This window comes from Ruegeria sp. AB5 (genome assembly GCF_056542645.1).
This window is the reverse complement of record NZ_JBQGAE010000003.1, coordinates 313,104-335,763: the sequence shown is the minus strand read 5'-3', so window position 1 is coordinate 335,763 and position 22,660 is coordinate 313,104. Positions and strand designations below refer to the sequence as shown.

20 protein-coding genes are annotated in these 22,660 nt (G+C 53.9%); 9 read left to right on the top strand and 11 right to left on the bottom strand.

The window, feature by feature from the left end; genetic code table 11:
* Positions 1 to 58 precede the first annotated feature (58 nt).
* Positions 59 to 955, top strand: coding sequence for a LysR family transcriptional regulator (locus tag ACR0L4_RS09030; protein ID WP_170749289.1), 897 nt, complete (start codon positions 59 to 61; stop codon positions 953 to 955).
* A 151-nt stretch (positions 956 to 1,106) separates the two neighbouring features.
* On the opposite strand, the gene ACR0L4_RS09025 is transcribed toward ACR0L4_RS09030, so the two are convergent.
* Complete coding sequence (locus tag ACR0L4_RS09025; protein WP_480512355.1) at positions 1,107 to 1,172, bottom strand: hypothetical protein; 66 nt, start codon at positions 1,170 to 1,172, stop codon at positions 1,107 to 1,109.
* Between the two features lie 182 nt (positions 1,173 to 1,354).
* Here ACR0L4_RS09025 and ACR0L4_RS09020 point away from each other — a divergent pair, with 182 nt between their 5' ends.
* On the top strand, positions 1,355 to 2,269 hold the full coding sequence (locus ACR0L4_RS09020) for a 50S ribosomal protein L11 methyltransferase (RefSeq protein WP_480512294.1): 915 nt from the start codon (positions 1,355 to 1,357) through the stop codon (positions 2,267 to 2,269).
* 6 nt (positions 2,270 to 2,275) lie between these two features.
* Here ACR0L4_RS09020 and ACR0L4_RS09015 read toward each other — a convergent pair whose 3' ends face one another.
* The gene (locus ACR0L4_RS09015; RefSeq protein WP_480512292.1) at positions 2,276 to 3,046 is read right to left on the bottom strand and encodes a sulfotransferase; all 771 of its coding nucleotides are present in this window, start codon (positions 3,044 to 3,046) and stop codon (positions 2,276 to 2,278) included.
* Between the two features lie 105 nt (positions 3,047 to 3,151).
* Here ACR0L4_RS09015 and ACR0L4_RS09010 point away from each other — a divergent pair, with 105 nt between their 5' ends.
* Positions 3,152 to 5,437, top strand: a complete 2,286-nt coding sequence (locus ACR0L4_RS09010; RefSeq protein WP_480512290.1) for a TOMM precursor leader peptide-binding protein — start codon at positions 3,152 to 3,154, stop codon at positions 5,435 to 5,437.
* Positions 5,437 to 6,483 (top strand): hypothetical protein, encoded by a 1,047-nt coding sequence (locus ACR0L4_RS09005; RefSeq protein WP_480512288.1) that lies wholly within the window; start codon positions 5,437 to 5,439, stop codon positions 6,481 to 6,483. The genes ACR0L4_RS09010 and ACR0L4_RS09005 overlap by 1 nt, the downstream gene beginning before the upstream one ends.
* Before the next feature lie 6 nt (positions 6,484 to 6,489).
* On the opposite strand, the gene ACR0L4_RS09000 is transcribed toward ACR0L4_RS09005, so the two are convergent.
* The 7 genes from ACR0L4_RS09000 to ACR0L4_RS08970 form a co-directional block, all read right to left on the bottom strand.
* Positions 6,490 to 7,320: a phytanoyl-CoA dioxygenase family protein gene (locus ACR0L4_RS09000; RefSeq protein WP_480512286.1), complete on the bottom strand. Its 831-nt coding sequence runs from the start codon at positions 7,318 to 7,320 to the stop codon at positions 6,490 to 6,492.
* 30 nt (positions 7,321 to 7,350) lie between these two features.
* The gene (locus tag ACR0L4_RS08995; RefSeq protein WP_480512284.1) at positions 7,351 to 8,220 is read right to left on the bottom strand and encodes a phytanoyl-CoA dioxygenase family protein; all 870 of its coding nucleotides are present in this window, start codon (positions 8,218 to 8,220) and stop codon (positions 7,351 to 7,353) included.
* A gap of 40 nt (positions 8,221 to 8,260) precedes the next feature.
* Complete coding sequence (locus ACR0L4_RS08990; RefSeq protein ID WP_170749296.1) at positions 8,261 to 8,530, bottom strand: NHLP leader peptide family RiPP precursor; 270 nt, start codon at positions 8,528 to 8,530, stop codon at positions 8,261 to 8,263.
* A 105-nt stretch (positions 8,531 to 8,635) separates the two neighbouring features.
* Positions 8,636 to 9,913 (bottom strand): ATP-binding cassette domain-containing protein, encoded by a 1,278-nt coding sequence (locus ACR0L4_RS08985; protein WP_480512282.1) that lies wholly within the window; start codon positions 9,911 to 9,913, stop codon positions 8,636 to 8,638.
* 104 nt (positions 9,914 to 10,017) lie between these two features.
* Positions 10,018 to 11,994 (bottom strand): cysteine peptidase family C39 domain-containing protein, encoded by a 1,977-nt coding sequence (locus tag ACR0L4_RS08980; protein WP_480512280.1) that lies wholly within the window; start codon positions 11,992 to 11,994, stop codon positions 10,018 to 10,020.
* Complete coding sequence (locus ACR0L4_RS08975; RefSeq protein WP_480512278.1) at positions 11,991 to 13,208, bottom strand: SagB family peptide dehydrogenase; 1,218 nt, start codon at positions 13,206 to 13,208, stop codon at positions 11,991 to 11,993. Before ACR0L4_RS08975 ends, ACR0L4_RS08980 begins: the two co-directional genes overlap by 4 nt.
* Positions 13,209 to 13,358: 150 nt before the next feature.
* Complete coding sequence (locus ACR0L4_RS08970; RefSeq protein ID WP_480512276.1) at positions 13,359 to 13,826, bottom strand: hypothetical protein; 468 nt, start codon at positions 13,824 to 13,826, stop codon at positions 13,359 to 13,361.
* A 59-nt stretch (positions 13,827 to 13,885) separates the two neighbouring features.
* Between ACR0L4_RS08970 and ACR0L4_RS08965 the strand changes: the two genes are divergently transcribed.
* Positions 13,886 to 14,752, top strand: coding sequence for a cyclopropane-fatty-acyl-phospholipid synthase family protein (locus ACR0L4_RS08965; RefSeq protein WP_480512274.1), 867 nt, complete (start codon positions 13,886 to 13,888; stop codon positions 14,750 to 14,752).
* A gap of 236 nt (positions 14,753 to 14,988) precedes the next feature.
* On the opposite strand, the gene ACR0L4_RS08960 is transcribed toward ACR0L4_RS08965, so the two are convergent.
* Entirely contained in the window at positions 14,989 to 15,489 is a 501-nt protein-coding gene (locus ACR0L4_RS08960) for a hypothetical protein (protein ID WP_480512272.1), read from the bottom strand.
* A 334-nt stretch (positions 15,490 to 15,823) separates the two neighbouring features.
* Here ACR0L4_RS08960 and ACR0L4_RS08955 point away from each other — a divergent pair, with 334 nt between their 5' ends.
* From ACR0L4_RS08955 to ACR0L4_RS08945, 3 genes are read left to right on the top strand one after another with little or no spacing between them, the layout of a single operon-like run.
* Complete coding sequence (locus tag ACR0L4_RS08955) at positions 15,824 to 15,991, top strand: hypothetical protein (protein WP_480512270.1); 168 nt, start codon at positions 15,824 to 15,826, stop codon at positions 15,989 to 15,991.
* 40 nt (positions 15,992 to 16,031) lie between these two features.
* On the top strand, positions 16,032 to 17,135 hold the full coding sequence (locus tag ACR0L4_RS08950; RefSeq protein WP_480512268.1) for an efflux RND transporter periplasmic adaptor subunit: 1,104 nt from the start codon (positions 16,032 to 16,034) through the stop codon (positions 17,133 to 17,135).
* Positions 17,136 to 17,143: 8 nt separating this feature from the next.
* Positions 17,144 to 20,272 (top strand): efflux RND transporter permease subunit, encoded by a 3,129-nt coding sequence (locus ACR0L4_RS08945; RefSeq protein ID WP_480512266.1) that lies wholly within the window; start codon positions 17,144 to 17,146, stop codon positions 20,270 to 20,272.
* Between the two features lie 289 nt (positions 20,273 to 20,561).
* On the opposite strand, the gene ACR0L4_RS08940 is transcribed toward ACR0L4_RS08945, so the two are convergent.
* Positions 20,562 to 21,095, bottom strand: coding sequence for a hypothetical protein (locus ACR0L4_RS08940; protein WP_480512264.1), 534 nt, complete (start codon positions 21,093 to 21,095; stop codon positions 20,562 to 20,564).
* Between the two features lie 262 nt (positions 21,096 to 21,357).
* Here ACR0L4_RS08940 and ACR0L4_RS08935 point away from each other — a divergent pair, with 262 nt between their 5' ends.
* The gene (locus tag ACR0L4_RS08935; protein ID WP_480512262.1) at positions 21,358 to 22,656 is read left to right on the top strand and encodes an MFS transporter; all 1,299 of its coding nucleotides are present in this window, start codon (positions 21,358 to 21,360) and stop codon (positions 22,654 to 22,656) included.
* Positions 22,657 to 22,660: the final 4 nt, after the last annotated feature.

Here is a 22,660-nt window from a genome sequence, read left to right as displayed (position 1 = left end):
AAACCAAACGTGAATTTATGGAATTGCCATATTTTGCAGAAGTGTTATGCATTTTCGCATGAATTGGAAGGCCATTAACTTTGATTGGAACCAGGTACGGGCCTTTCTGGCGACGGCGGAAGAGGGATCATTCTCCGCTGCTGCCCGTGTGCTCGATCAGACCCAACCGACTGTGGGACGACAGGTGGCGGCGCTTGAACACAAACTTGGGGTGACCTTGTTTGAACGCGTTGGAAAGTCGCTGAACCTGACGACTGCCGGAACAGAAATGCTGACACATGTCCGAGACATGGCTGACGTTGCAACACGGATCTCAATGACGGCGACCAGTCAGGCCCAGACTATCGAAGGACAGGTCAGGATTACTGCTTCTGATCTGATGTCCGCATTCCAACTCCCACCAATACTGCAACGCATTCGGGCTGCAGCGCCGCGTCTGAACATCGAAGTTGTGGCAACAAATGACTTGCGCGACATTCAGCGGCGCGAAGCGGATATTGCCATTCGGCATGTGCGCCCCACACAGCCTGATTTGATTGCAAAACATGTGGCAGAAGTGAAGGCACACTTTTACGCATCACCTTCTTTCCTCGACCAGGTGGGACGACCCAAAGACGAAGAAGAATTGAGCAGGTTGGAGTTTGTAGGCTTCGGAGACGTCGATATTATGGTCGACTATCTTGAAAAAGCCGGTCTTTCTGTGACCCAAAACAATTTTCGAACAAGTTCGAAAAACGGGATCGTAGCATGGGAGATGGTGCGCCAAGGGTTTGGCGTTAGTGTGATGTCAGAGGATGTGGCAGCTCTGACCTCTGGCGTCGAGCGAATTTTGCCGAACCGGAAACCATTCACGTTCCCAATCTGGTTGACCACGCATTCAGAACTCCACACCGCGCGTCGTATCAGGCTGGTTTTCGATCTGCTCGCCGAGCAACTGGGAAATCGCAAGAACTGAAAGAGGATCTTTCACGGTCGAGAACAGGAGTTGGATGCGCGGCACAATCGAGGACACATAAGCGGCGCACAAATTGCATTGGTTCGACCCATCGGATAAAGACTGCGTCCTCTGATGCCTGCCAACTACCAGGACCGCGCTTTCTTGCTTCCTAGTCCGAAACGGGTGGGACAGTCACAACATCGTCGCCTTGCTTCCAGTTCGACGGCGTTACCAGTTGCTGGCCTATAGGTTTCGAAACAAAGAAACATCACCCAACCGGTTGCAGGACTAAGACACTTGAAACAGTGTACTCGAACTGGTCAATGTCACGACCAAGGATACAACAGGCACCTGATTGCCAAATCTAATCGGGTTGTTGGTTTGAGAGAATAGCTGGCACCAAACTGGGGATGACCGATGCACGGGTACGATCAAGTTGCCATGCACTATAGAATGCTGAGCGATCACGTGCGCATGAAAGCATTCGAGAAGGCAATCCAGGATGTCGTCAATCCCGGCGACGTCGTTTGCGATTTTGGGACCGGCAGCGGGGTGCTTGCCATGTTGGCGTGTCGTGCGGGTGCGCGCAGGGTCTATGCCATCGACCGCAGCAGTTTTATCAGGACTGCAGCGAAACTGTGCGAGACGAATGGTTTTGCCGATCGGATTACGTTTCTCAGATCGGATGCCCGTAGTGTAACCTTGCCGGAAGACGTGGATGTTTTGATCTCGGAATGGCTTGGAAATGCCGCGCTGGAAGAAAACATGTTGCCGCCCTTGATCGGGTTGCGGGATCGTGTGCTGAAGCCAAATGGGGCCATGATACCCGGTGTGGTGCGTATCCTGGCCGCGCCGATCTGCGCGTCAGACAGGTTTGAGCAGATAAACTTCTTCTCGAAACCGGTTTGTGATCTGTCTTTCAGGGATCTTGCACCGCCCGCGGCCCATGAGCGGTTCTGGGCGCACCTGAACCCATCAGAGCTGATGGCCGAAGCGCAGCTTGTGGCAGAGTTGGATATGCGTTCGGTTTCGAACAGACCCTTGCAGGAAACGGTGTCATTTGAATTTTCTGAACGGGGTCTGTGCCAAGGTATCGCGGTGTGGTTTGACGCCGAAGTTGCCCCTGGTGTGCTGCTACCCACCGGACCGATGTCAGCGCAGACGCATTGGCGGCAAGTGATCCTGCCTGTTGGACCGGACCCGATGGACGTTGCGCCTGGCACGCGGCTGCACGCTAACATCGCGGCGCGCGGAGCGGGTGAAGTGACGGAATGGGAGTGGTCGACCGAATTCAGAACAGCCGCAGACGATGCATTGTCAATTCAAACCTAGGCAGGCTCAACAGGTTTCGATCAGGGTTTCCTGCCATCGCTTCCACATTTCAATCGAGGCCTTTGTATCCAGAGCACAATCGAACCTTTGCAAAACAGAACGCTGCTCGGGCTTGCGGTGCAGATGGCTCCGATCAGAGATCAGCGTGTCAACGGGGACACCGACAAATCCGGCAAGTTGAGGCAGCGAGCGTGATAGCTGTTTTGTCGACAGGATTAACCTCCGATCTTGCGGAGCTGACACAAGCAACAGTCGATTCTGTGTTTGCCAATAGGCCAGTAGGTTTTGGGACAGTTCCGGTAACGCAATAGCCAACTTCTTGTCATCCAGAAATACTTCGGGCGCAAAGGATCCAACCGCCAGCTCGGCCTGCCGTTCGAATCTCTCGGGATAGGGCAGACCTTCTTGCAGTGTATTGCGTACGTCGCGTCTGATGTGCGTGAGGACAGAATCCAGCCAATCAACCGGATGGCGCAGTACGATCAGGAACAAAGCGTTCGGAAAAAGGGTGACGTATTGTTTGGCAAACCAGCCATTGAAACTGGCGCTGTCGACTTCCAGTTGTCCCATCGCGTCACGCGTTGCTAGATAGGCACGAAGCCCGGTCTCGTCCAACATTCCGGAGTGAAAGGCAGACAAGGCGTTTGTAGCCTCGTCATGTTGAAATTCATGGGCCGATCGGTAGTTGCCGAATATACCCGCGACGGATTTGGTACCGGTTTTCTGCAAACTCAGATTGATGAGCTGAAATCGCCGAAGATGTGAAAAGCCGATCATTCTCTGGGTCGCAAGATCAAGGGCAAAAGGGATTGGTTGTTTTGACAATTTCAAGCTACGAGGACTACCATGAGAAGGACACCGAAAAATTGAACCTCAGGCAAGATGCATAACACGGATGAGCGGACAAATGGCCCGCCACACAAGACTGAGCTGAACCAAGTTCCGCGCATCAAGTCGCACCAGTCCTTCTTTCAAATCACCTCGACACGGATTCTGGCGGTATCGGACCCAAGCATCCGGGTACTGAACGGTAAGATTTTTTCAGCGTTGCTGCCCACAATCGACGGTCTGCGCCCGGTTCGCGATATTGTCAAAGCACTGGACGATCAATTTGCGGTCGAGCAAGTTCTGTTCGCCCTGCGCCAGCTTTATGATCAAAAGATTGTGGCTGACGTTCAACGCTCACCTGATCCACAAAGCCTAGGCTTTTGGGATAGCTGCGAAACGGACGCGACCGCTGTCGAGACTGCCTTGTCCAAAACTGTTGGTGTTTTTATGGTTGGATCCATTGATCCTGTTGTCTTGGAAACCGTAGTTGCCAGTTTGCGTGAAAAAGGCATCCAGGCGTATCCCAGCCCAGATTTTGGCACCTATGATCTGACCCTTGTTCTGACTGATGACTATTTGCGGGATGAATTAAACAGTCTGAACTCTGACGCTTTGAAGTCGGGCCATATTTGGGCGCTTGCGAAACCAACTGGTCGACAGCTCTGGATTGGACCCGTCTTTGGTCAAGCGAGCCAAGCCTGTTGGCAGTGCCTTGCTCAGTCATTGCGCGACAACCGGCGTGAGCAGATCGTCGCGCGATCCGGGGTCGCGCTGAACTTACACAATCCTTCCGAAGCCTGGAGCAGTAACGCACAGCAATTCGGAGCGTTGATTGCGACACAAGTCGCTCTGGCGATGGCAGCGGAGCATGGTGGCAAACTCGAAGACCGGGTCCTTTCCTTTGATCCAATGACGTTCGAAGCCCAACACCATGCCATACGACCACGTCTCAATTGCCGGACTTGCAGAGAACACCGCGTCTTGGAAACTACGGACAAAGCGCGCATCAAACTTCAAGACCACACGAGTATTTTGGATGCCGAAGGCGGCCGGCGGGTGTGCAAGCCCGAGGCTACGTATCAGAGATTGTCGCCGCTTATCAGCCCGATTTGTGGCATCATTCCGTCTGAACCGATCTGCGTTGAAAGAGGTGGCTATCACGTCGCCAAATGCCGTCAGATTACGCCGTGGCGCAAAGGGTCGAACGATTTGAACTTTGATCTGTCTTTGGGCGCGGGCGGCAAGGGACCGTCGGTGATACAGGCGCGTGCTGGCTGTCTGGCCGAGGCAGTTGAGCGCTATTGCGGCACGTTTCGCGGAGATGAAGTTTGCATTCAGGCAAGCTTTAACGACCTGACCGACAAGGCAGTTCATCCTAACGCGATACAGCTCTATAGTCAGGCACAATATCAGGATCGGGATGCAAATGCCTCAAAAGAACCGTTCTGGGTGCCTGAGCTGTTCGATGAGGAAGAAGCCGTCAGATGGACAAGTGCCTGGTCCCTGTCGCATCTGCATCCCGTTCTGGTTCCCACTACGCTATGTTACTTTGATACTCCGAAAAAGGGTCCAGACATTTGCCTTGCGGACTCGAATGGGTGTGCCGCGGGGAATGTGCTGGAAGAGGCCGTTCTTCATGGTTTGCTGGAATTGATCGAACGCGATGCGCTGGCGATCTGGTGGTACAACAGGCTGCGTCGACCTGCATTTGATATGTCCAGGCTCACCAGCTCTGTGCTCAGACAAATTGAAACCCTTAGGGGGTTTTTGACTCAGGAAAGACGCAGATTGTCTTTCATTGACTTAACAAATGACCTGCGCGTTCCGGTCGTCGGCGCAATAGCGTGGGATGAAAACACAGGCGGGCGGATTACCTTTGGCTTTGGCGCTCATCTGGATGCCTCGATCGCGGCTTCTCGGGCCGCAAGTGAACTCGTGCAGTTGGATGTCTACTGCGCCGAGGCCGCGCAATCCCGATTGGCACCACGGATGTCCTATGTGAAGAAATGGTTCGAAACCGCGCGGATTGACACTCATCCTTATCTGGTGCCATCCGACGATAGCGTTCCGGTCCTGCCTCCGGCATTGGCCGGGGAAAATCTAAAAGCAGACATTGATCATCTGGTCGCGCATCTTGCCCGTTCCGATATCGAAGTTCTGGCGGTCGACCTTAGCCGCAACGACGTGGATTTTTCCGTCGCGCGCGTATTTGCCCCCGGATTGCGCCACTATCACAATCGGTTTGCGCCCGGTCGGTTGTATGATGTGCCCGTCGAATTAGGTTGGCAGGATCGACCCACTGCCGAAGTGGATCTTAACCCCTTGGTATATTTTACATAATGTCCCCTGATAGTCGTCGCTTTGCCCCTTATCTGGGCTATGCCTTGAACGCTTTGACAGATGTGGTCGCAGATGGTCAGGTCCGCGCAACTGCTGATCAACGCCTGGGGGGGATGGGTCTGGGTGAAGCTGTCCCACCCCCGCTTGGGATTGAAATCCCTCTTGCGGGCTGCCGACCGGGTATCGACCTTTCAGTCGGCTACGCAACAGGGTTTGGAAACCGTGCGATCTTCGACCATTGCGCGACGGTCAAAGAGTGGATTCACCCACATGCGCCGGATCTTTTGTCAGAGTTCGACAACATCTGGCTCGAACACGATCTCATTGCCCCCCAGTCGCGGCGTGCGAGCGTGTATTTCTCACCGCGGCTTCAAGATGGGATTAGCGCCGCACCAACACGGTTGTCAGGAACGCAAAGCGAGGCGATTTGCAATTTGGCCATGTCGGTGGCACCGGGATTGACGCCAAACGATGTTCAACACATCAAAGATCTGCTTGGTACTTATACAAACCCTCGTGCTTATGTACTGTGCGGAGTGATGACGGGGCGAAAGATTGCTCGTGTTCGGCTGGTCTTTCGGTTCGAAACTCTTGTCGCCGCGCAAGCGTTCTTAGAGGCGCAAAACCTTCAGAACCACAGCGCAGGGCTTGAATGGCTCAACACGCAATTCGGTGAATTGGTTGAGAAAGTGCTTGTTGGCTGTGAGATCGGCAACAAATCTGCTTTGGGGGTCGAGCTTTACGCCCCGGACGGCACGCTGCAACCGGGCAGTGCAGATGACAGGATGCTCGGTATCCTCGAACAGTCAGGTTTGTGCCACGCAGACAAAGGTGCAGCGCTCAGATCCTATCCCGGGTGCGAGGCTCTGTCGACCGGAGTGGAGAACTGGGGACATGTCTTAAAACGAGATGGCCTGTCACAGGGGCGTATTCAGGTGCCCGTTTGCGAACGACGGCTTCACCATATCAAAGTTGGTTTGCACGACGGGACACCGGTGCAGGCCAAAGCCTACATGTCGGCGCTGTTCCGTTGGTGGTTCAGATAGGCACAGCTAGCCTAGCGTCGGAAGCAGTGGGAAATCGTCACCCTCAAACGGCATCAGCGCATCCTGCCGTATCGGAAAGGACTCACCTGCCTGTTTCCGCATACGATCAGCGATCATCTTACCAGCCGGCGCCAGTACGGCATCGAGCGCGGCCCATCGGCTGATATATCGGCGCACCGGTTGCATGTAAGGATTGCCGCAAGCGCCATGGATACACAGGCTGTTGAAGATCAGGCAGTCGCCCGGGTCCATCGTCCACCGCATAATGTCGTACTGGTCGCGAAGCGCGTCGATATCCGGCAAAGGTTCAGGTTTCGATCCGTCGGGATGTATCAGGTCGGCCTGCGCGGCATCGAACTCTGGCTGAAACTTTCTTTCGAAATACTGTTTTTGCCACAGGTGCGATCCCCGTACGACCTCCAGTGACGCGCCTTCTGGCGTTGGATCAAGTGGAACCCAGATGGCAAGGCTTAGCCCGACGATACCCCAGTCCTGATGCCAGGGCGTTCGGGTCAGCGTGCCCGGGTATTTTGCGATCCAGGAATCGAACACAAACCGCGCTTGGGTCGTGCCGATGCACTGGGCCGCGATTGACGAGACATCCGAGTTTTGCAGGAAATCATCGAAACCAGAGGTATGAGATCGCACCCAGAAGTCCATCACGTAACCACCCAGATCGCCGGGTCTGGTAAAGCGGGTGAAATACTCGGAAGGTTTCGACAGGTTTTGGTCAACCGCAGTCTTCAGTTTCTCGATCCACTGCGGGTCAATCACCTGCCGCAGGCAAACGGCACCCTCATCTCTGAAGGTTTCAAGCGTGCGATCTGTCAGTTGCATGGGCTGATACACAGTGCGACTGAGTCCGGATCAGGCATCGGATTCATTAGGTAGAACAGGAAACATCTTGGTGTCGAATGGCTCCATTGCGCCTTGCAACCTGGGTGCTCCTGACGACAGTTGCAGCAGGTGTTCGGCTATCCAGTCACCATGAGGCGCAAGCAACGCACCTGGTTCCATCCATCGGCACGAATAGCGCCGTACCGGTTCAACACCGTAATTGCCGGGCGCACCATGAACACTAAGCGTGTTTACAATGAGGCAGTCGCCCGGTTCCACATCCCATGAGATGATGTCGTAATCCGTGCGATGGCGATCTATGTCCGGGATTCGCTCGGGTTCGCGCTGTCCGGGTGCGGCGCTCTTGCCTTCGGCTTTAGCAGCGGCGATCACCTCATCAAAACGCTCACTGTGGTAGTGACGACCCCAGCTATGCGAGCCGCGCACAACCTCCAGACTGGTGTCTTTCGACATTGGGTCCAGCGGAATCCAGATGATCAGGCAGTCTCCATGAATGCCTGTGTCCTGGTGCCACGGCGTTCGCATGATGGTTCCAGGGTATTTCGTGATCCACGAGTCAAACAGGAACTGGGCCTTTTCGAGCCCCAGAAACCGCGCCGCAATCTTTGCAATCCCTGACGAATCGCAAAACGTCTTGAATTCATCAAAGTTATGCCGAACCCAGGTGTCCGTCACATACCGTCCGAAATGGCCGGGGCGTGTTCGTACGTTTTGAAACTGAGAGGGGTTCTCCAGCCCACGCGTGATCCCTTGCGCAAGCAAATCCAACCATTCCGGAGAGATGAGACCCCTGAGACAAACGGCCCCGTCCGTCTTGAACGCGTTGATGTCTGCATCGGATATGGCGCGAACTTCAAGTGTGTCGCGAGTGTCGGGCATGACGACTCCCTGCGCTGCCGTAGGGTTGTTTTTCAAAGGGTCACCGGCACCAGCAGTTTGCGCCATACACCTGATTGACGTCGCCCGCCCCGATCTCTGCCTCAAGCGGAGAGGATGGCAGCAGGAAGTACTGTTTGGACTCGCTGTTTTCCAGGATTTCGATCTCGATATCCCCAGGTACTTCGACCTCATATTCTTTCAGGACCGACTTGGGGTCTGCCTTGAACCGGTTTTTGAAGTCCTCGTCGGACCAGCAACGGGCAACGATCTGGCCCATCTTCATGCCATCATCACGTCCGAAATTGTTCATATGCTCTTCCTCCAGAACGGTAGCGTTGTATGCACTTTGCTTTGGGAAAACCTAACATCACGCTTGGCTCAACTGCAATCTATTGGCGAGCCACATGAACAAGTTTTAACCTTTCTTCCCAATTCGAGCGATTTTGCGGTCTGAGAGTGCATAGACCTGATCGGCCGTCGAAAGCGCTGCGGTGGAATTGGATGTTACAATTAAGGTTGTAACCAAGGGTTTTATCCTCAGCAAGATTTTGGCGCGCTTTTCATCTGGTAGTGACGAAATCGGGTTGTCGAGGACAAGTATCTCTGTCCGCCGTGCAACTGCTGCGGTCAATTGTAAAAGCTGCCTTTGTGACGTCGACAGCATTGACCCTTTGGGGCCGACATTCGTTTGCAAACCCAGTGGCAAGGTTGCTATGTCATTGATAAAGCCAGTCGCAGTCGCCGCGGCGAGAACGCGGTTGTGCGATAGCGTGCCGAAATTCGAAGTGATCTGTTCGATACTCATTTGGGATACGGGCGGAGAGTCTACCAGCCCATACAAATAGCCTTGGGGAAACCGTTTCAGGGCGTTGCGTGGGACGCCGGGGTTTCCAAAACGCACCTCGCCCTCACTTGGGTCGAGCAATCCTAGCAATATACGGCAGAGCGTTGATTTTCCGCTTCCTGACCCACCGCAGAACCCAATGAAAGAGCCCGATCCTATGTTCAAGTCCAGATGTTCGAATACGAATGGATCCTGATCGAAATATCTTGCTGACACCCGACTTAGACAAAGGTCAGCTGTCAAAACACCCCGAGGGTCATCGCGTTGGAGGAATGTGCCAGTATTTATCGAAGGGGAGCGGGGCAAGGCCCGGACAGTGTCAGCGACAGGAGGGACCAGAGCCGAGACAAATCCCATCCCGAATATGCCGCATGCGACGAGAAACAGTACTCCATAGGCATCCGAGTTCTGCAAATCCATCAAGAAGATAGCACTACAACCAGCAAGCGCCGCGCAGGCAACGGTTGGCAGGTTGCGCATCTTTGTGCTGGGCGAGCCAGAAAATTTCCACAGGCGTATGTGTCTGAGCATCAGCAGGGCAGAAAGTCCAATGCCGATGGGGAAAGCGGACAGATTTGCCATGGCGGAAAGCGCCAATCCAGCAAAAGCGGAAATAGCGACCGCATAGACGTACAAGAAGAATATGCCTGCCTGTTTCCCCTCGTCGCCCTCTCTGGTCGCGACCCGCCAGGCCCATAACGTCATTTCGGGCTGACATGTCTGTTCGTCGTAGCGCGACGGTAGCGAACAACGAGTTTCCAGTGCCCGAGATGCGGTGAGCGAAACCGCTATCGTCAACCCGACGATGGGGATGACGGCGAACACCGATGCCAGCAGCGTGTCGGCCAACGGCAATACCTCGGTCCCTTGATCAAACCAAGCGCCCAGAAAACACGCGAGGGTGGTCGTCGCAATGGCGCCAGCTACACCTAATATAGCTGGCAATGCGCACATCAGCTTGACCCGACTTGGTTGGTCAGTAGGTCACGATAGGTCTCAAAATCCTCGGGTGCGCCAAGCGGGGTAAGTCGTTTGTGTTCAAGCAATTCAATCCGATCACACAGACGCAGCAGCGGCCAATGGTTTGACAGGATGAGACAGGTAATCCCACGGGATCGCACAGCCTGGATGATGCAGGACACATCTTCTTCATCGACACAGGTCAATGCGTCGTCAAGAATAACAAGGCTTGGCTTGGAGGCTATTTCTAGCGCTACAGACAGGCGTTGCCTCTCGCCTTGGCTAAATCGGATCATCGGTTTGCCGTGATTGTATTTCCTCTTGCGGTCTGTCTCCACCAGTTTCGCAAGCCTCAGTTCAGAGACGAGGTCCTCGGGGATATCGTCAATGGACTTTGTGAGCGGCGGTACTTCAGACAGAAAACAAATCCGCGCGCTTTCTGCGTCAGGCGGACCAAACTGAATTATTCCGCTCTGTGGTGGAAAGTGGCCGGCCGCGAGGCGTCCCAGACTAGTCTTGCCACAGGCTGCCGGTCCCGCGACTGCGACGATGTCCCTGTCTTTCAGCGATAGCGACAGGTTTGACAAGATCGGTGGGGCATCTGGATCAAACCCGAAGGTCACGTCCTTTAGGTGCAGCTCAGAAAATCTGGACGCGTCAAGCCCCGTCATTGCCCGAGCGTTTCCTGTTTCAGGACAAGACCCTATCACCCTTCTGATCGCGTGTATTCGGGTCGGATCAATCTGCGCCGACCGTCCCGCAAACAAGAAGACGCTGACGCTTAATAGGAGGAATCCAGACAGTACAACCCAAGGTGCAACACCCGACTCTGAGACCACTGCAGCCAAAATGACCGTCGCGCCCGCAATTCCGACACATCCAGTTTTGAACACATCATACCGCGAAAGAGATTGCGTTTCTCGATCCCTGCGTCGCTGCCAATCCACAAACGTCGAAGCAAAGGCGCTGTCGCGTAGAAGCAACCTAAGCTGATCCGGATGCAGACACAGCTCTGCAAACTGCGCCCGCAACCTATGCGTCCCGGTGCTTGCAATGGCTTTTTGGGCCAGCCTCCTTTGCCGCTCAAAGAGACCTAGAAATGCCGACAACAGCGCCACCAACAGCAGCGCCGCCCCAAGGGTCACAAAACCTGAGTCTGGACCAAAAACGGTCGAACCAACAGGCAACGCAATGAGGCTCAGAATCCAGGCAATTGGCGCATCACAACCCGGGCCCTCCCCTTTTTTCGAAAAGAGGGGTTGTGGCCAGATCTGCCGAATTTTCCAAGGTAGATGCTTGGTCGTTTGGGATACGGGGTTTGTATCCGTTGGAAAGAGGACCCCGCTGGCAATCAGAGCCATGACCCCAAGAAACAAGACAAACAACCCACTATTCGTCAACGCTAGTGGGAGGTACTCAGGTTGACGCAATCCGATCCAACCAAGGACCAGACACGTAATTGAAAAGACACAAAAACTCGAGACCGTCCTCGGCAACCTGCTTTGAGATGCCGTTGCCCTTCTAAACACAGAACGCCGTTTGTTCGGATGATCGAATTCGATCAATCGACCAGTGTAGCGATCGAAGAACCGTTCTTTGGAAATTACCCGTCTGCCAGACTGCGGGTCATTGATGGCGACGCGGTCCTTTGTTGCGCCTTCCAGTACGACAAAGTGGGACCCGCCCCAAAACACGATCGAAGGCATCGAAGCTGTCAAGGCCTGCGCAGCTGTGTAGTGCCTTATTCGAGCCGCCAGCCCAAATGCCTTGGCTGCGCGCAGCAGCCCGGATGTGCTTGTTCCGTCCCGGGAAGTTCCGGCCTTGTCCAGCACGTCGACATAGCTGGCAGAAATATCATTGTATTCTAGGATTGTGCCCAGCGCCGCTGCCCCGCAATCAAATGCGGACAGTTGGGGAACAACGGGCGTTCTGAACGCAAAACGGAGCCGGAGGTATCCGATCCATTTCATTCCGACAAGCCCAGAGCAAACTCGGCAACCGGGGTCTCCTCGAACCACCGCAGCCCGGTTGCTTGTTCAAAGGGTCGCGGGTCACCTGTACCGATTGCACATCCCCCAAGGCCCAGTTCCGCCGCAGCGTCATACATTGCACCGATCGCAACGCCTGCATTCAGCAGCGTCAACCGGTATGCCATCCCTTTGTATTTCCAGCCTATTCGCGACATGCGAGTGGACAAGACCACCAACACCGGGGGCCTTTCCGCAGAATGTCCCATCGCAGCCTTGGCCCGGCTCAGCATGGTTTCGGCGCACTTGGATGAGTTTGGAATGGGCTCAAGCGCGTGATCGTGTCCGCAATACCTGTAAAGGCCCCGCTGCAACCCTGACACTTTGCCTGCGGCAACGTACCATTCAAGCTCGTGGATGCTGCCGGCTGCGGGGATCGGTTTTTTGACACGTTCCAACCCATCCACTGTAAATCTCTGATCCACCTTACTTAAACGCTGCAGGAAGCAGGCCAAAAGGGAAAGAGGCACGGGTTTTGCGTTCCAAGTTCGGCTGGATTGCTGAGCCTTGACTGCTGACGCGTCCTCGTGCGTTTCCAACACAACAGCCTTGCTTAAATCAGTCAGTGCAGCGCGCGCTGGTGGAGCGGGGAACCGCGTCTGAAGGTCCGAATTGTTGCCAACAATCGGCTCATCCCGACCACGGCGACTGGTTGAGTGCAGGATGGCATCAGCAAGGGTCCAACTTGCCCGGTCCTGCGGCTCTTCTGCCTGAGCCGATTCAAGAAAGCCGAAGCGGCCCAAGGCAACGCACAACGGATCGTCAGCCTGTTCGAACCCAATTTCGGAACTCGACTGCCAGATCGTTTCCAGAACCGAAGGCGAAGACAATGTCATCCGGCAGGGCGTTTCCGGACTAAGCAGGACCAAGTCTGAGCCCTCACGCGTGATGTATCCAAAGCGGGACAATATCAGTCCATTGACAGGACGATGGCTGGCAGGGCGAAACGATCTTTCCAGCGAGGTGAAAATCGCCTGCTCGTTGCCATCATCATCAAGAAGTACCCAGTTGATCCAACGCCTCGACCTGAAAAGCTCTTTCAGGTGGAGCCACATCGCGATCTGTTCCGGGTCCTGCGTCTTGGTCCCCGGATTGTCTTCACTGAGTCCCCTGGTTGCCAGAACCTTACAAAGGAATTCAGCGTCAGGAAGCCGCAACGGTAACCTTATCCCATCGCAATCGCCAGGCCCGGTCACTCGGCCATTGGCCAACACTACACCAGATCTGAAACGCTCGATGATCACGGGTTCAATGACCGCCTTTCGCAAGTGATCTCGAAGATCTCAACCAAACACAATGACGCCGCATTACTTTCGCTTTAGGGTATATTTTCCTGCAGAGTGGTAGACCCCGGAGGTTACAAACCGCAGGTCTATTTCATCAGACCCGACCAGCGAGCCAATGGCCGAGAACTCACCCGAGGTTGTCATCATAAAGCTGTCATCGCCAGTCATGACGGCGACAAACGGAAGCGACACGTTTTCCTGCGTGTTCGTTTCAGGGTTCGTGAAAACCGCTTCGAGTGTTCCGGCGAAAGTTTCGCCATTCTGATCATCCACGATGAGTTTCTGATCTGTATAGGCCTCACTATGGCTGAAACTATTGTCCCATCTTACGACGACCTCGACTTCGGTTCCCGTCCATTCACCTTTCAAATCAGGTGTTTCTGCAGCGGCCACAGCCGGACTCAGGGACAAACACGCCAGGATCGCCAACAGGACAAGAGTCTTTGCCCTAAGCAACTCTACTATTCTTCGATTCCGAACATACTGCATCGATGGCCTCCTTCTTGGTGCCTAACCTTGTGGTGTTGAATGACTATTGCGCGGAATGATTGAGAACGCTACCGGCAAATTCACCCACATTGCATCTGCTTGACCTGATCCGGGACACCATGTTCTTTGATCGCGTGAGACACGATGGTTCAAAGACATGTGACCTTGATGCGTTCTATTCCAAGAACGACATTTCCCTTTGGAAGCAAGTTATCGGCGCCGATCTGCATTACCATTTTGGTGATTTCAGCAAAACGGATGATCCGTCTGAAGCCTTGAAGACGACGGTGCGAAATTTCTATGAGGTCATTCCTTCAGGTGCCCGTGTTCTTGACGCAGGCTGCGGTTGGGGGGCACCTGCAAGCCTGCTGGCCAAAGAGCATGGTTGCCAAGTTACCGGCGTCACGGTTTCGGCTGCACAGGCTAATTATTGCCGGGGCAACGGCCTGAACGTTCTCCATGCTGATCTGGAAGAGTGTGTGCCGGATACTGAATTCGATACGGTTCTGTTTCTTGAGTCCTTCGAACATATCGCGGCCAAAGCTGCGCTGCTCAATCGTCTGCAAAAGCAGTGCAGGCAGGTCATTATTTCGTCAAACGCATGGGCAGACGGTAGCGCGATGTACCGCCCGACCTTTGGCCTTTCATCACATGTTTCGACACCAGCAGAGTTGTGCGCATTGCTGCAACACTGTGGATACGAGGTGCTGAAAATCCGCGACAGGCGTCCGCAGTCCCTGAAAACACTGTTTCACTGGAAAGCCAATTTTGACCGATTGCGGGATGTGGAACTGGATTCTCAACTAGAGGTCTTGCGGGATTACACGAATAAGATCACCGCCACGCAAGACACGCTGGAACAGTTCACCCGGAACGCTCCGCTGGTTGATATTCTGGCGGTTTCGCGAAACAGCCAGTTGTCCTAAGACAAATTCTGCATTTTTGGGGTCACATCCGGAGCCCACACCGCATTTCGGTCAAAGACCTTGGTTTGGCGGCGCAGACAGCCAGGCCCTCAGGATGTCAGTCTGAGTATAACAGTTCCAGGATCGCTGCATCAGGCGTATTTCCGATTGCAACATCCGCACCCATTGGTTTCATCAAGTTGTTTCTATTTTGAACGTTGGTTGGAACATCCAACATCAACGTTCTTATGCCGGGATCAGTCAGGCAAGTTGTCCATAGTTGCGGCGCCCTCTTGGTTTCCGGTGCCTTTATCTATCTCCCAATCGATATCGCCCCATACTGTTTCGTCCAACACCATATAGCTTCTAACCAGAGTAACAGAATCCTCCCCTTTCAGCAGCACATAGTCGAATGTCAGGCTTCCATCGCTCAACGCGGGGTTTGTCAGTTCACCAATCAGTGAAGTGGCTTTTCGGTCCACCTCACCCATAAACACCGCATTTGGCGGATCTTCAGAAAAGCTGTCTTTCCCTTTGTTCAAAATCTCGATCAGGCCTGCGGTCGGAGGGAACATGGTCGACCGCATAGGGTGATCGGAGAAGGCAATCATATTCTTGTCGATGTCATCCAGCGTCAGCGTTCCATCTGACAGGGTGGCCGTATCAGAATGCTGAACAAACAAAGCCGCTTTGTTCGATTCGCTTGAGTCTGCGAAGGCAGATGTCGGCAACCCTGCTGAAATGGCAGCATATCCCATGCTAATAATAGTATGCTTTATGAATTTCCCTATACAATTTGATTTTGGTTCATTTCACATCACCAGAGTTTCGTTGCCAAAACACGGTGCTCACCAGATCAATTATCCCCTAAAGTCGTGTAACATCTTTACATTTCAAGAACGAGTTAACCATTCTCAATTGAACGCAAAGGTTGCAAAAAGACTGGACTGCGGAATACGATCCTATCACACTTGGGACATGATCAATCTTGTTTAGCCGCTGCTGGTATCTCGATGCTGGTCATCACCAACAAACGTGACTCCAAATCAGACGTACCGGAAACCATGGGCGTCTTCATCAGGGAGCAGGCAAATGAAGATCACGATCTTTAAACTGGGCCGCATCGGTGTGCTTTCAACAATAACGACGCTGGCGAAAGCCTTACACAGGGTCTTTTGGTGGATTGACTTGAATGAGCAAATCCATGAACCCAAAAGCCTTTTAGATTTACGTTGCGCCGCGACCACGGCGCGTGAATAGTGGGTCCATGAGACCTGATTGCGAGATTGTCGAACACAAGATGAAACGAGCAAACCGGATACTCTTTACCCTCATTGCAATCGGATTGGTTGGGCCTGCAAGCGCGCAGTCGCAATCAGCAGCCCCGCCAAGTGTGGTTGTTGAGACGGCGTCTCTACAGGTACTGCAGAAGCAGGATGAGTTCGTCGGCCGCGTGGTGGCAGATCAGAGCGTCGATTTGCAAGCGCGCGTTGAAGGTGTGCTGGAAGAGGTGAATTTTACCGAAGGCGGCGCGGTTGCCAAGGGCGACGTATTGTTCAGGATTGAAAAGCAGACTTATCAGGCCAGTGTCGAAAGTGCCCAAGCCGCACTGAAGAGCGCGCAGGCTGCTGCCCAGAGTGATAAGGCCCAACTGGACAGGCAAAAGGAGCTATTTGACAAAGGTGATATACCTCAGGCGGTTCTGGACACCGCCAACGCGACCTACGCGGAAGGGTTGGCCGCTGTGGATGAGGCCGTTGCAGCGGTCAAGATCGCACAGATTGATCTGGATTACACCGAAATCACCAGCCCCTTGGATGGCAGGATCGGTTTGTCAGCCGTTGATGCCGGGAACCTTGTCAATTCCGACAGCGGTGTTCTGGCGACAGTCGCCAGCGTCGACCCGATTTTGGTCAGTTTTTTCGTGAGTGAACCCGTGCTGCTACGCGAGCGTCGGAACGGGTCGATCACTGCAAAAGACATAAAGCTGACGACCCAGATCACGTTGGCCGATGGCAAGGCCTATGCGACGCAAGGTAAGGTGATCTATGTCGGCGACAGCGTTAGCCAGGACACCGACACGATCGAACTGAGGGCCACATTCTCCAACCCGGACGGCGTCTTGATTCCGGGTCAATTTGTCATTGTCGGCCTCAGTGGATCGGAAGACACCAAAGTACTTACGGTCCCGCGCAACGCTGTTCAGTTCGACAAAAAGGGGTATTTTGTGTTCTCGGTCGATGACAAAGACACGGTCCATCGCAAGGATATTGAGATTGGCACCCAGACGGCGACCCGCACTCAAATCACCAAGGGTATAAAAGAAGGTGATGTCGTGGTGGTGCAGGGTCTGCAAAAGGTTCATGACGGGTTGGTTGTAAAACCTGTTGATAGCCAGGGTTAGGGACAGGCTTGATCTCTCATTATTTCATCAATCGTCCGCATTTTGCAGCTGTCATCGCAATCTTGATGGTTCTGTTCGGCGCGGTCTGTGTGCGTTTGATGCCAATCTCCGAATACCCAAATATTACCCCGCCGCAGGTCTATGTGACGACCAGCTATCACGGTGCCGATGCGCAGGTCATCCAGGAATCCGTGGCAACTCCCATCGAAGAACGCGTGAATGGCATCGAAGGGATGCTGTACATTCAGTCCAAAAGTTCGAACGACGGCAGCTATGACCTGAGCGTGTCCTTCGAATTGGGCACCGACCCCAACGTCGCCGCAGTCGAAGTTCAGAACCGGATTGCACTGGCAAGCGCGGAACTTCCATCCGAGGTCCAGCAGCAAGGTATCGAGGTCACGAAACAATCGGGCAACATGATCCTTGTGCTCAACCTGACTTCGCCGGACGGATCGCGGGATGAACTGTATCTGAGCAACTATGCCGCCAACTTCCTACACGATCCTTTGCAGCGCCTACCCGGTGTTGGCGGCGTCGCGCAATTTGGTCAGCTGGAATACAGCATGCGGGTCTGGATCAACCCGGTACGGATGGCCGCATTGAACATAACGGCGGCCGAGATAGCCGATGCGATTGAAAATCAGAACATTGTCGCCGCCGCTGGGCAGGTCGGGGCTCCCCCATTTGGCGATGCACGCACCGACTTTCAATTCAAGCTGCGGGCCGAAGGTTTGCTACGGGACGCAGATGAGTTTGGGCGGATCATCGTTGCAACGGGCAATGATGGGTCAGTGACACGGCTTGAAGATGTGGCACGTATCGAGCTGGGCTCGGCCACATATTCCGGGTCATCACAGCTGGATGGAAAGGACACTGCCGCAATTGCGGTACATCAGGAAAGCACGGCAAACGCGCTTGAGATTTCGGACAGCATTCGAAACCTGATGCAGGAGTTGTCGAAGAAGTTCCCCGACGGCGTCTCGTATGAGATCACCTATGACGTCACGGATGCCGTTCGCGTGTCCATCAAGGATATTCTGAACACGCTTGCGCTAACTGCCGGTCTGGTGATCGCGGTGACGTTCTTCTTTCTGGCCAGCTTTCGGGCAACTCTTGTTCCCGCCATCGCAATCCCGGTTTCGCTTCTGGGGGCTGTAGCCTTGATTTACGCCATCGGGTTCAGCGCCAATATGATCACGTTGTTCGCATTGGTGCTGGCCATAACCCTGGTCGTGGATGACGCGATAATCATTGTCGAAAATGCCGAACGGATCGTTAGTGAGGAAAACCTGGACCCACGCGATGCCACATTGAAGGCAATGTCGCAGGTGAACAGGCCAATCATTGCGACAACCTTCGTACTTGCCGCGGTTTTTGTCCCGGTCTGTTTCTTTCCCGGTGTGACCGGAACGATCTACTACCAGTTTGCCACGACCATTATTTTTGCGTTCGTTTTGTCGGCAGTGAACGCGCTAACGCTGGCGCCAGTGCTGTGCGTGATGGTCTTGAGATCGGGGACCAAACCGATCGGGCCGCTTCGTTTTGTCCCCGCATTGGTTGGATGGGTCAGACGAGCGTATATGCACCTTGTTGCGCTGATGCTGCGATATATGGCGCTGTCACTGCTTGTCTTTGCCGCCTGCGTTGGCACAACTATCTATCTGTTCAGGACGGTCCCAACAGGCTTGATCCCTCAGGAAGACAACGGTGTTCTGCTCGCCTCAATGCAGTTGCCGGACGGGGCCTCGCTCCAACGCACACAAGCCTTCATGGCCGAGGCCGGGGCGCTGATCGGAAAGGCCCCCGGCGTGGAAACGGTCACAACCGTTTCCGGCGCAAGTATGTTGGCAGGTGGCCGATCAAACGTAGGCATGGCAATTGTCACATTGGAACCGTGGGATCAGCGGACCACCCCAAACCTGGGGTGGAGTGCAATCATGCGGGATCTCGATCAGCAATTGTCCACGTTGCCCCAGGCGGAAAGCTATGTCTTTCCCTTCCCAACAATTCATGGGCTAGGGTCGACCGGGGGCATCTCGGTCGAATTGCTTGACCTCGAAAAGGGCGATGGCGGCCAGCTGGATTCGGTGATGAACGGGTTTGTCACGGCGCTGAACGCCGCGCCTGAATTTGTGCGGGCGCATGGCAGTTTCTCGGGCCAGACACCGCAATACCGGTTGTCGGTCGATCGGGATCGTGCCGAGGCACTGGGTGTGAACGTGTCGGATATCTTCACGGCGCTACAGGCCAATCTCAGTTCGTATTTCGTTGATAATTTCATCCTGTCGGAACGGGTGTACTGGGTTATCATTTCGGCCGATGCCCAGTTTCGGCAGACGCTTGAGGATGTCGACAACATCTATGTCAAGAACCGCGCAGGCGAAACTCTGCCTTTGCGAAATTTCGTAAGCAGCGAACCCGTTCTCGCACCTGATACGATCCCGCGATACAATCTTTTCACAGCCGCCTCGGTCAGCGCGCAATTGGCTGAAGGGGTCAGTTCGGGTGCCGGGATCGCAGCGATGCAACGGATCGCCGATAACACACTGCCCGACGGGTTTCGGATCGAGTGGTCTGGTGTCACCCAGCAAGAAGTGAAGTCTCAGGGCCTGGTGCCTTATATCATGTTGTCTGCATTGATATTGGCCTACCTGTTTCTGGTGGTGCTGTACGAAAGCTGGATACTGCCACTGTCCATCATCACGTCGGCAGTGTTTGCGCTGTTGGGCGCGTTGATACCGCTGGCGCTTTATCCGTTCCTGACCAGTAACATCTTCGCGCAGGTCGGGATGGTTTTGCTGATCGGCCTGGCAGCTAAAAAAGCCATCATGGTTGTGGAATTCGCCAATCAGGAACGGCTTTCCGGGGCAAGCACAAAAGAGGCCGCGCTGAAGGCGGCAGAAATCCGATTTCGCCCGGTCACGATGACTGGCTTGTGTTTTATCATTGGCGTCCTGCCGCTGGTTCTGGCCAGTGGGGCGGGTGCTGCGGCGCGGACGTCAATCGGCTATCCGGTTTTGTTTGGGATGATTGTCGACAGCACGCTTGGTTTGCTTATGATCCCGGTGCTGTACGCTGCTTTTCAAACGCTCAGGGAGTTTCTGGTTCGGGTTGGAAGGCGTACACACGCTGTTTGAATGAGGCTTGCAAGACCAGATTCCGCTGGTGGTGGGACGCTCTCGGAGTGTATGGCTGGCATTGGATGCGGTCGAAGTTGCGCAAATGGTCCGGAGCGACCAGTTCGCAGTCGGAACCTATCCTTTCAAGCAATTCGGGGAACTGATCACCCACGTCCAACCCGGTTGTCGATACAACACGCGGTGGTCACAACTCCCGAACAGATCAGAAGAAACGGCAAGGGCCTTTTCGTTAGCCTAATTCAGTCAGCAAAAGCCTGCCCTGCCAAGTTGCGCATCACATCAGATTTCAATCCGAAGAATATGTGGAGTTTTCCATTGTGCCTGAAAGAAGTACGTTGCCGGTGGAAACGCCCAAGACCTCCAAGGAGTCTCCCCACCACGTTTCATCGATCACGATATAGCTGCGTTCAACTGTGACATCGTCTTGGCCATTCAGAAGTACGTAATCGAAAATCAAGTTTTCTTCTGCCAACTGCGGATTTGTCAGCTCAATCACTACGGACGTTGCTTTCCCGTCCACTTCCCCAACCAAAACAGCATTTGGGGGATCGGAGGCAAGGCTGTCTTTTCCCTTGTTCCAGATCTCGATCAAGCCTGATGTCGGAAACGTCGCGGTGGCCCTGAAGGGACGATCAGAAAACGCCAGCATATGCTTGTCGGCATTCGTCAGTGTCAAAGTCCCGCCGGACAACGTTGCCGATGCCGCGTGCTGAACAAACAAGAGTTTTTCATCGCTTTGATCAGTCTCGGCCGATTGCGCGGCCACACACGTTGCCGTACTTGCCAGTACCGCGACCAACCCGATGCCTTTGAATAACATATTCATAGCTCCATCCGTTCTGAGGCAAGAAGTGAATGGTTTCCATGCTAACGGATTTCTTCATCAAGTCCAGCGGCTAGGAGAATCAGGTCCAGGCTTGACACGTAGAGGATGTATCGCAAACTTTGAACCCAATTGACGGACATCCGCGATCTGCCCTCAGTGCCGAATAAATGGATGTCGAACAGGTTTCAGCGTGATCAACATGCATCAAACACACCAAAAGGGATAAGTACGCCAGTGGGTGAAGGCACAGGATGAGATGACAATTAACTCGGGCAAGAGATCGGCTGCGACCGAAAAAAAGAACCGTTCTTACCTTCTTTGGGGCGGAATAGCAGACTCCCTGTCCGACATTCTTGCAAGTCCAAGCATAGTGCTTCCGTTCTTGTATCTCTCACTGGGAGCGCCGCAATTTCTTGCCGGATTGCTTCTTCCTTGCGTCAAGGGTGCTCGGATTATCGCTGAAGCGACGATGTCTCCATATGTGCGGGTAGGAGATCGCTCCAAAAAAGCGATGATACTGCCCAACCTTGTCATTGCTTTGGTTTTGGCCGTGCTGGCCCTATCGGGCGCTGCTCTTCCCGATGGATTTGTCATGGTGCTTTTTGTGGTCGTGGCCTTGGTAGTGGGCTGCTGCTACGGAATCTGGGCATTGGGAAGCAACCATATTTATGGGTCGGAGCTTGAGGAAGAAGAGCGCGGTCAGGTAGTTTTCACGCAACTTGCGCTCAGCAGCATTCTGGCCATTGCAATCGTATGGATTACGCTGACTCTGATGGCCGGAGAAACACCGTTCGAGCGACATCGTGTGTTGCTTTGGTTGGGTGTTCTGGCGCTTTTGGTTTCGTGCTTTTGCATGTTTCGACTTGTGCTTACAAAATCCTCTGAATCGGACAGCAAGCCTCAGGAAACGAAAGCAAAGGAGTCATTTGTAGCGCAAGTTTCGCGTGGCTGGTCTCTGGCGCTTCAACATGCGTGGTTTAGACGCTTCCTGATCGCGCGAGTGTTTTTCTTGTCAGTCGAACTGGCCACGCCGTTCTACACAATACATGCCGCAACCTTTCATCTTTCCACACCGCATATTCTGAGCATCTTTGTTACAGCAACGTGCGCTGGAAGGGCTCTGGGTGCGATGTTGTGGCGGCGGATTGTACGGAAATCGATCCGCTACACCATCGCCGGCGCATCTATGATCGCCTGCATGTCGTCCCTTATGGCGATCGGGTTCGATTTGTTTGGTCTTGCCAGCAACCCATGGATTTATGCCACTACGATTTTCTTTCTGTCTTTTGGAATTGGAGGAGAGACGGAAGGGCGTTATCTATATCTGCTTTCGATGTCGTCAGCAGACAATCGCCCCTACATGGTTGCGCTCTCTGATGCGGTTGCGGGTATAGGCGGTATTATCTTTGCGGCGGTTCTCGGTCTGGTCGCCCAGATCCAAAGCGTTCTGATCCCGCTGGGCGTTCTGGCCGTGCTAAACGCTGTTTCAGTCTATTTGGCCTTATCGTTGACTGAAAAAAACTTAAAAGAGCCAGAAAAAGCTGGTTCGAATTGAGCTT

What these genes read in the sequence shown, in the direction of transcription:
- ACR0L4_RS09030 (WP_170749289.1), top strand. Translation starts at nt 59, where the DNA reads ATGAATTGGAAGGCCATTAACTTTGATTGGAACCAGGTACGGGCCTTT.
- ACR0L4_RS09020 (WP_480512294.1), top strand. Translation starts at nt 1,355, where the DNA reads ATGCACGGGTACGATCAAGTTGCCATGCACTATAGAATGCTGAGCGAT.
- ACR0L4_RS09015 (WP_480512292.1), bottom strand. Translation starts at nt 3,046, where the DNA reads ATGATCGGCTTTTCACATCTTCGGCGATTTCAGCTCATCAATCTGAGT.
- ACR0L4_RS09010 (WP_480512290.1), top strand. Translation starts at nt 3,152, where the DNA reads ATGCATAACACGGATGAGCGGACAAATGGCCCGCCACACAAGACTGAG.
- ACR0L4_RS09005 (WP_480512288.1), top strand. Translation starts at nt 5,437, where the DNA reads ATGTCCCCTGATAGTCGTCGCTTTGCCCCTTATCTGGGCTATGCCTTG.
- ACR0L4_RS09000 (WP_480512286.1), bottom strand. Translation starts at nt 7,320, where the DNA reads ATGCAACTGACAGATCGCACGCTTGAAACCTTCAGAGATGAGGGTGCC.
- ACR0L4_RS08995 (WP_480512284.1), bottom strand. Translation starts at nt 8,220, where the DNA reads ATGCCCGACACTCGCGACACACTTGAAGTTCGCGCCATATCCGATGCA.
- ACR0L4_RS08990 (WP_170749296.1), bottom strand. Translation starts at nt 8,530, where the DNA reads ATGAACAATTTCGGACGTGATGATGGCATGAAGATGGGCCAGATCGTT.
- ACR0L4_RS08980 (WP_480512280.1), bottom strand. Translation starts at nt 11,994, where the DNA reads ATGAAATGGATCGGATACCTCCGGCTCCGTTTTGCGTTCAGAACGCCC.
- ACR0L4_RS08970 (WP_480512276.1), bottom strand. Translation starts at nt 13,826, where the DNA reads ATGCAGTATGTTCGGAATCGAAGAATAGTAGAGTTGCTTAGGGCAAAG.
- ACR0L4_RS08960 (WP_480512272.1), bottom strand. Translation starts at nt 15,489, where the DNA reads ATGGGATATGCTGCCATTTCAGCAGGGTTGCCGACATCTGCCTTCGCA.
- ACR0L4_RS08955 (WP_480512270.1), top strand. Translation starts at nt 15,824, where the DNA reads ATGAAGATCACGATCTTTAAACTGGGCCGCATCGGTGTGCTTTCAACA.
- ACR0L4_RS08950 (WP_480512268.1), top strand. Translation starts at nt 16,032, where the DNA reads ATGAAACGAGCAAACCGGATACTCTTTACCCTCATTGCAATCGGATTG.
- ACR0L4_RS08940 (WP_480512264.1), bottom strand. Translation starts at nt 21,095, where the DNA reads ATGTTATTCAAAGGCATCGGGTTGGTCGCGGTACTGGCAAGTACGGCA.
- ACR0L4_RS08935 (WP_480512262.1), top strand. Translation starts at nt 21,358, where the DNA reads ATGACAATTAACTCGGGCAAGAGATCGGCTGCGACCGAAAAAAAGAAC.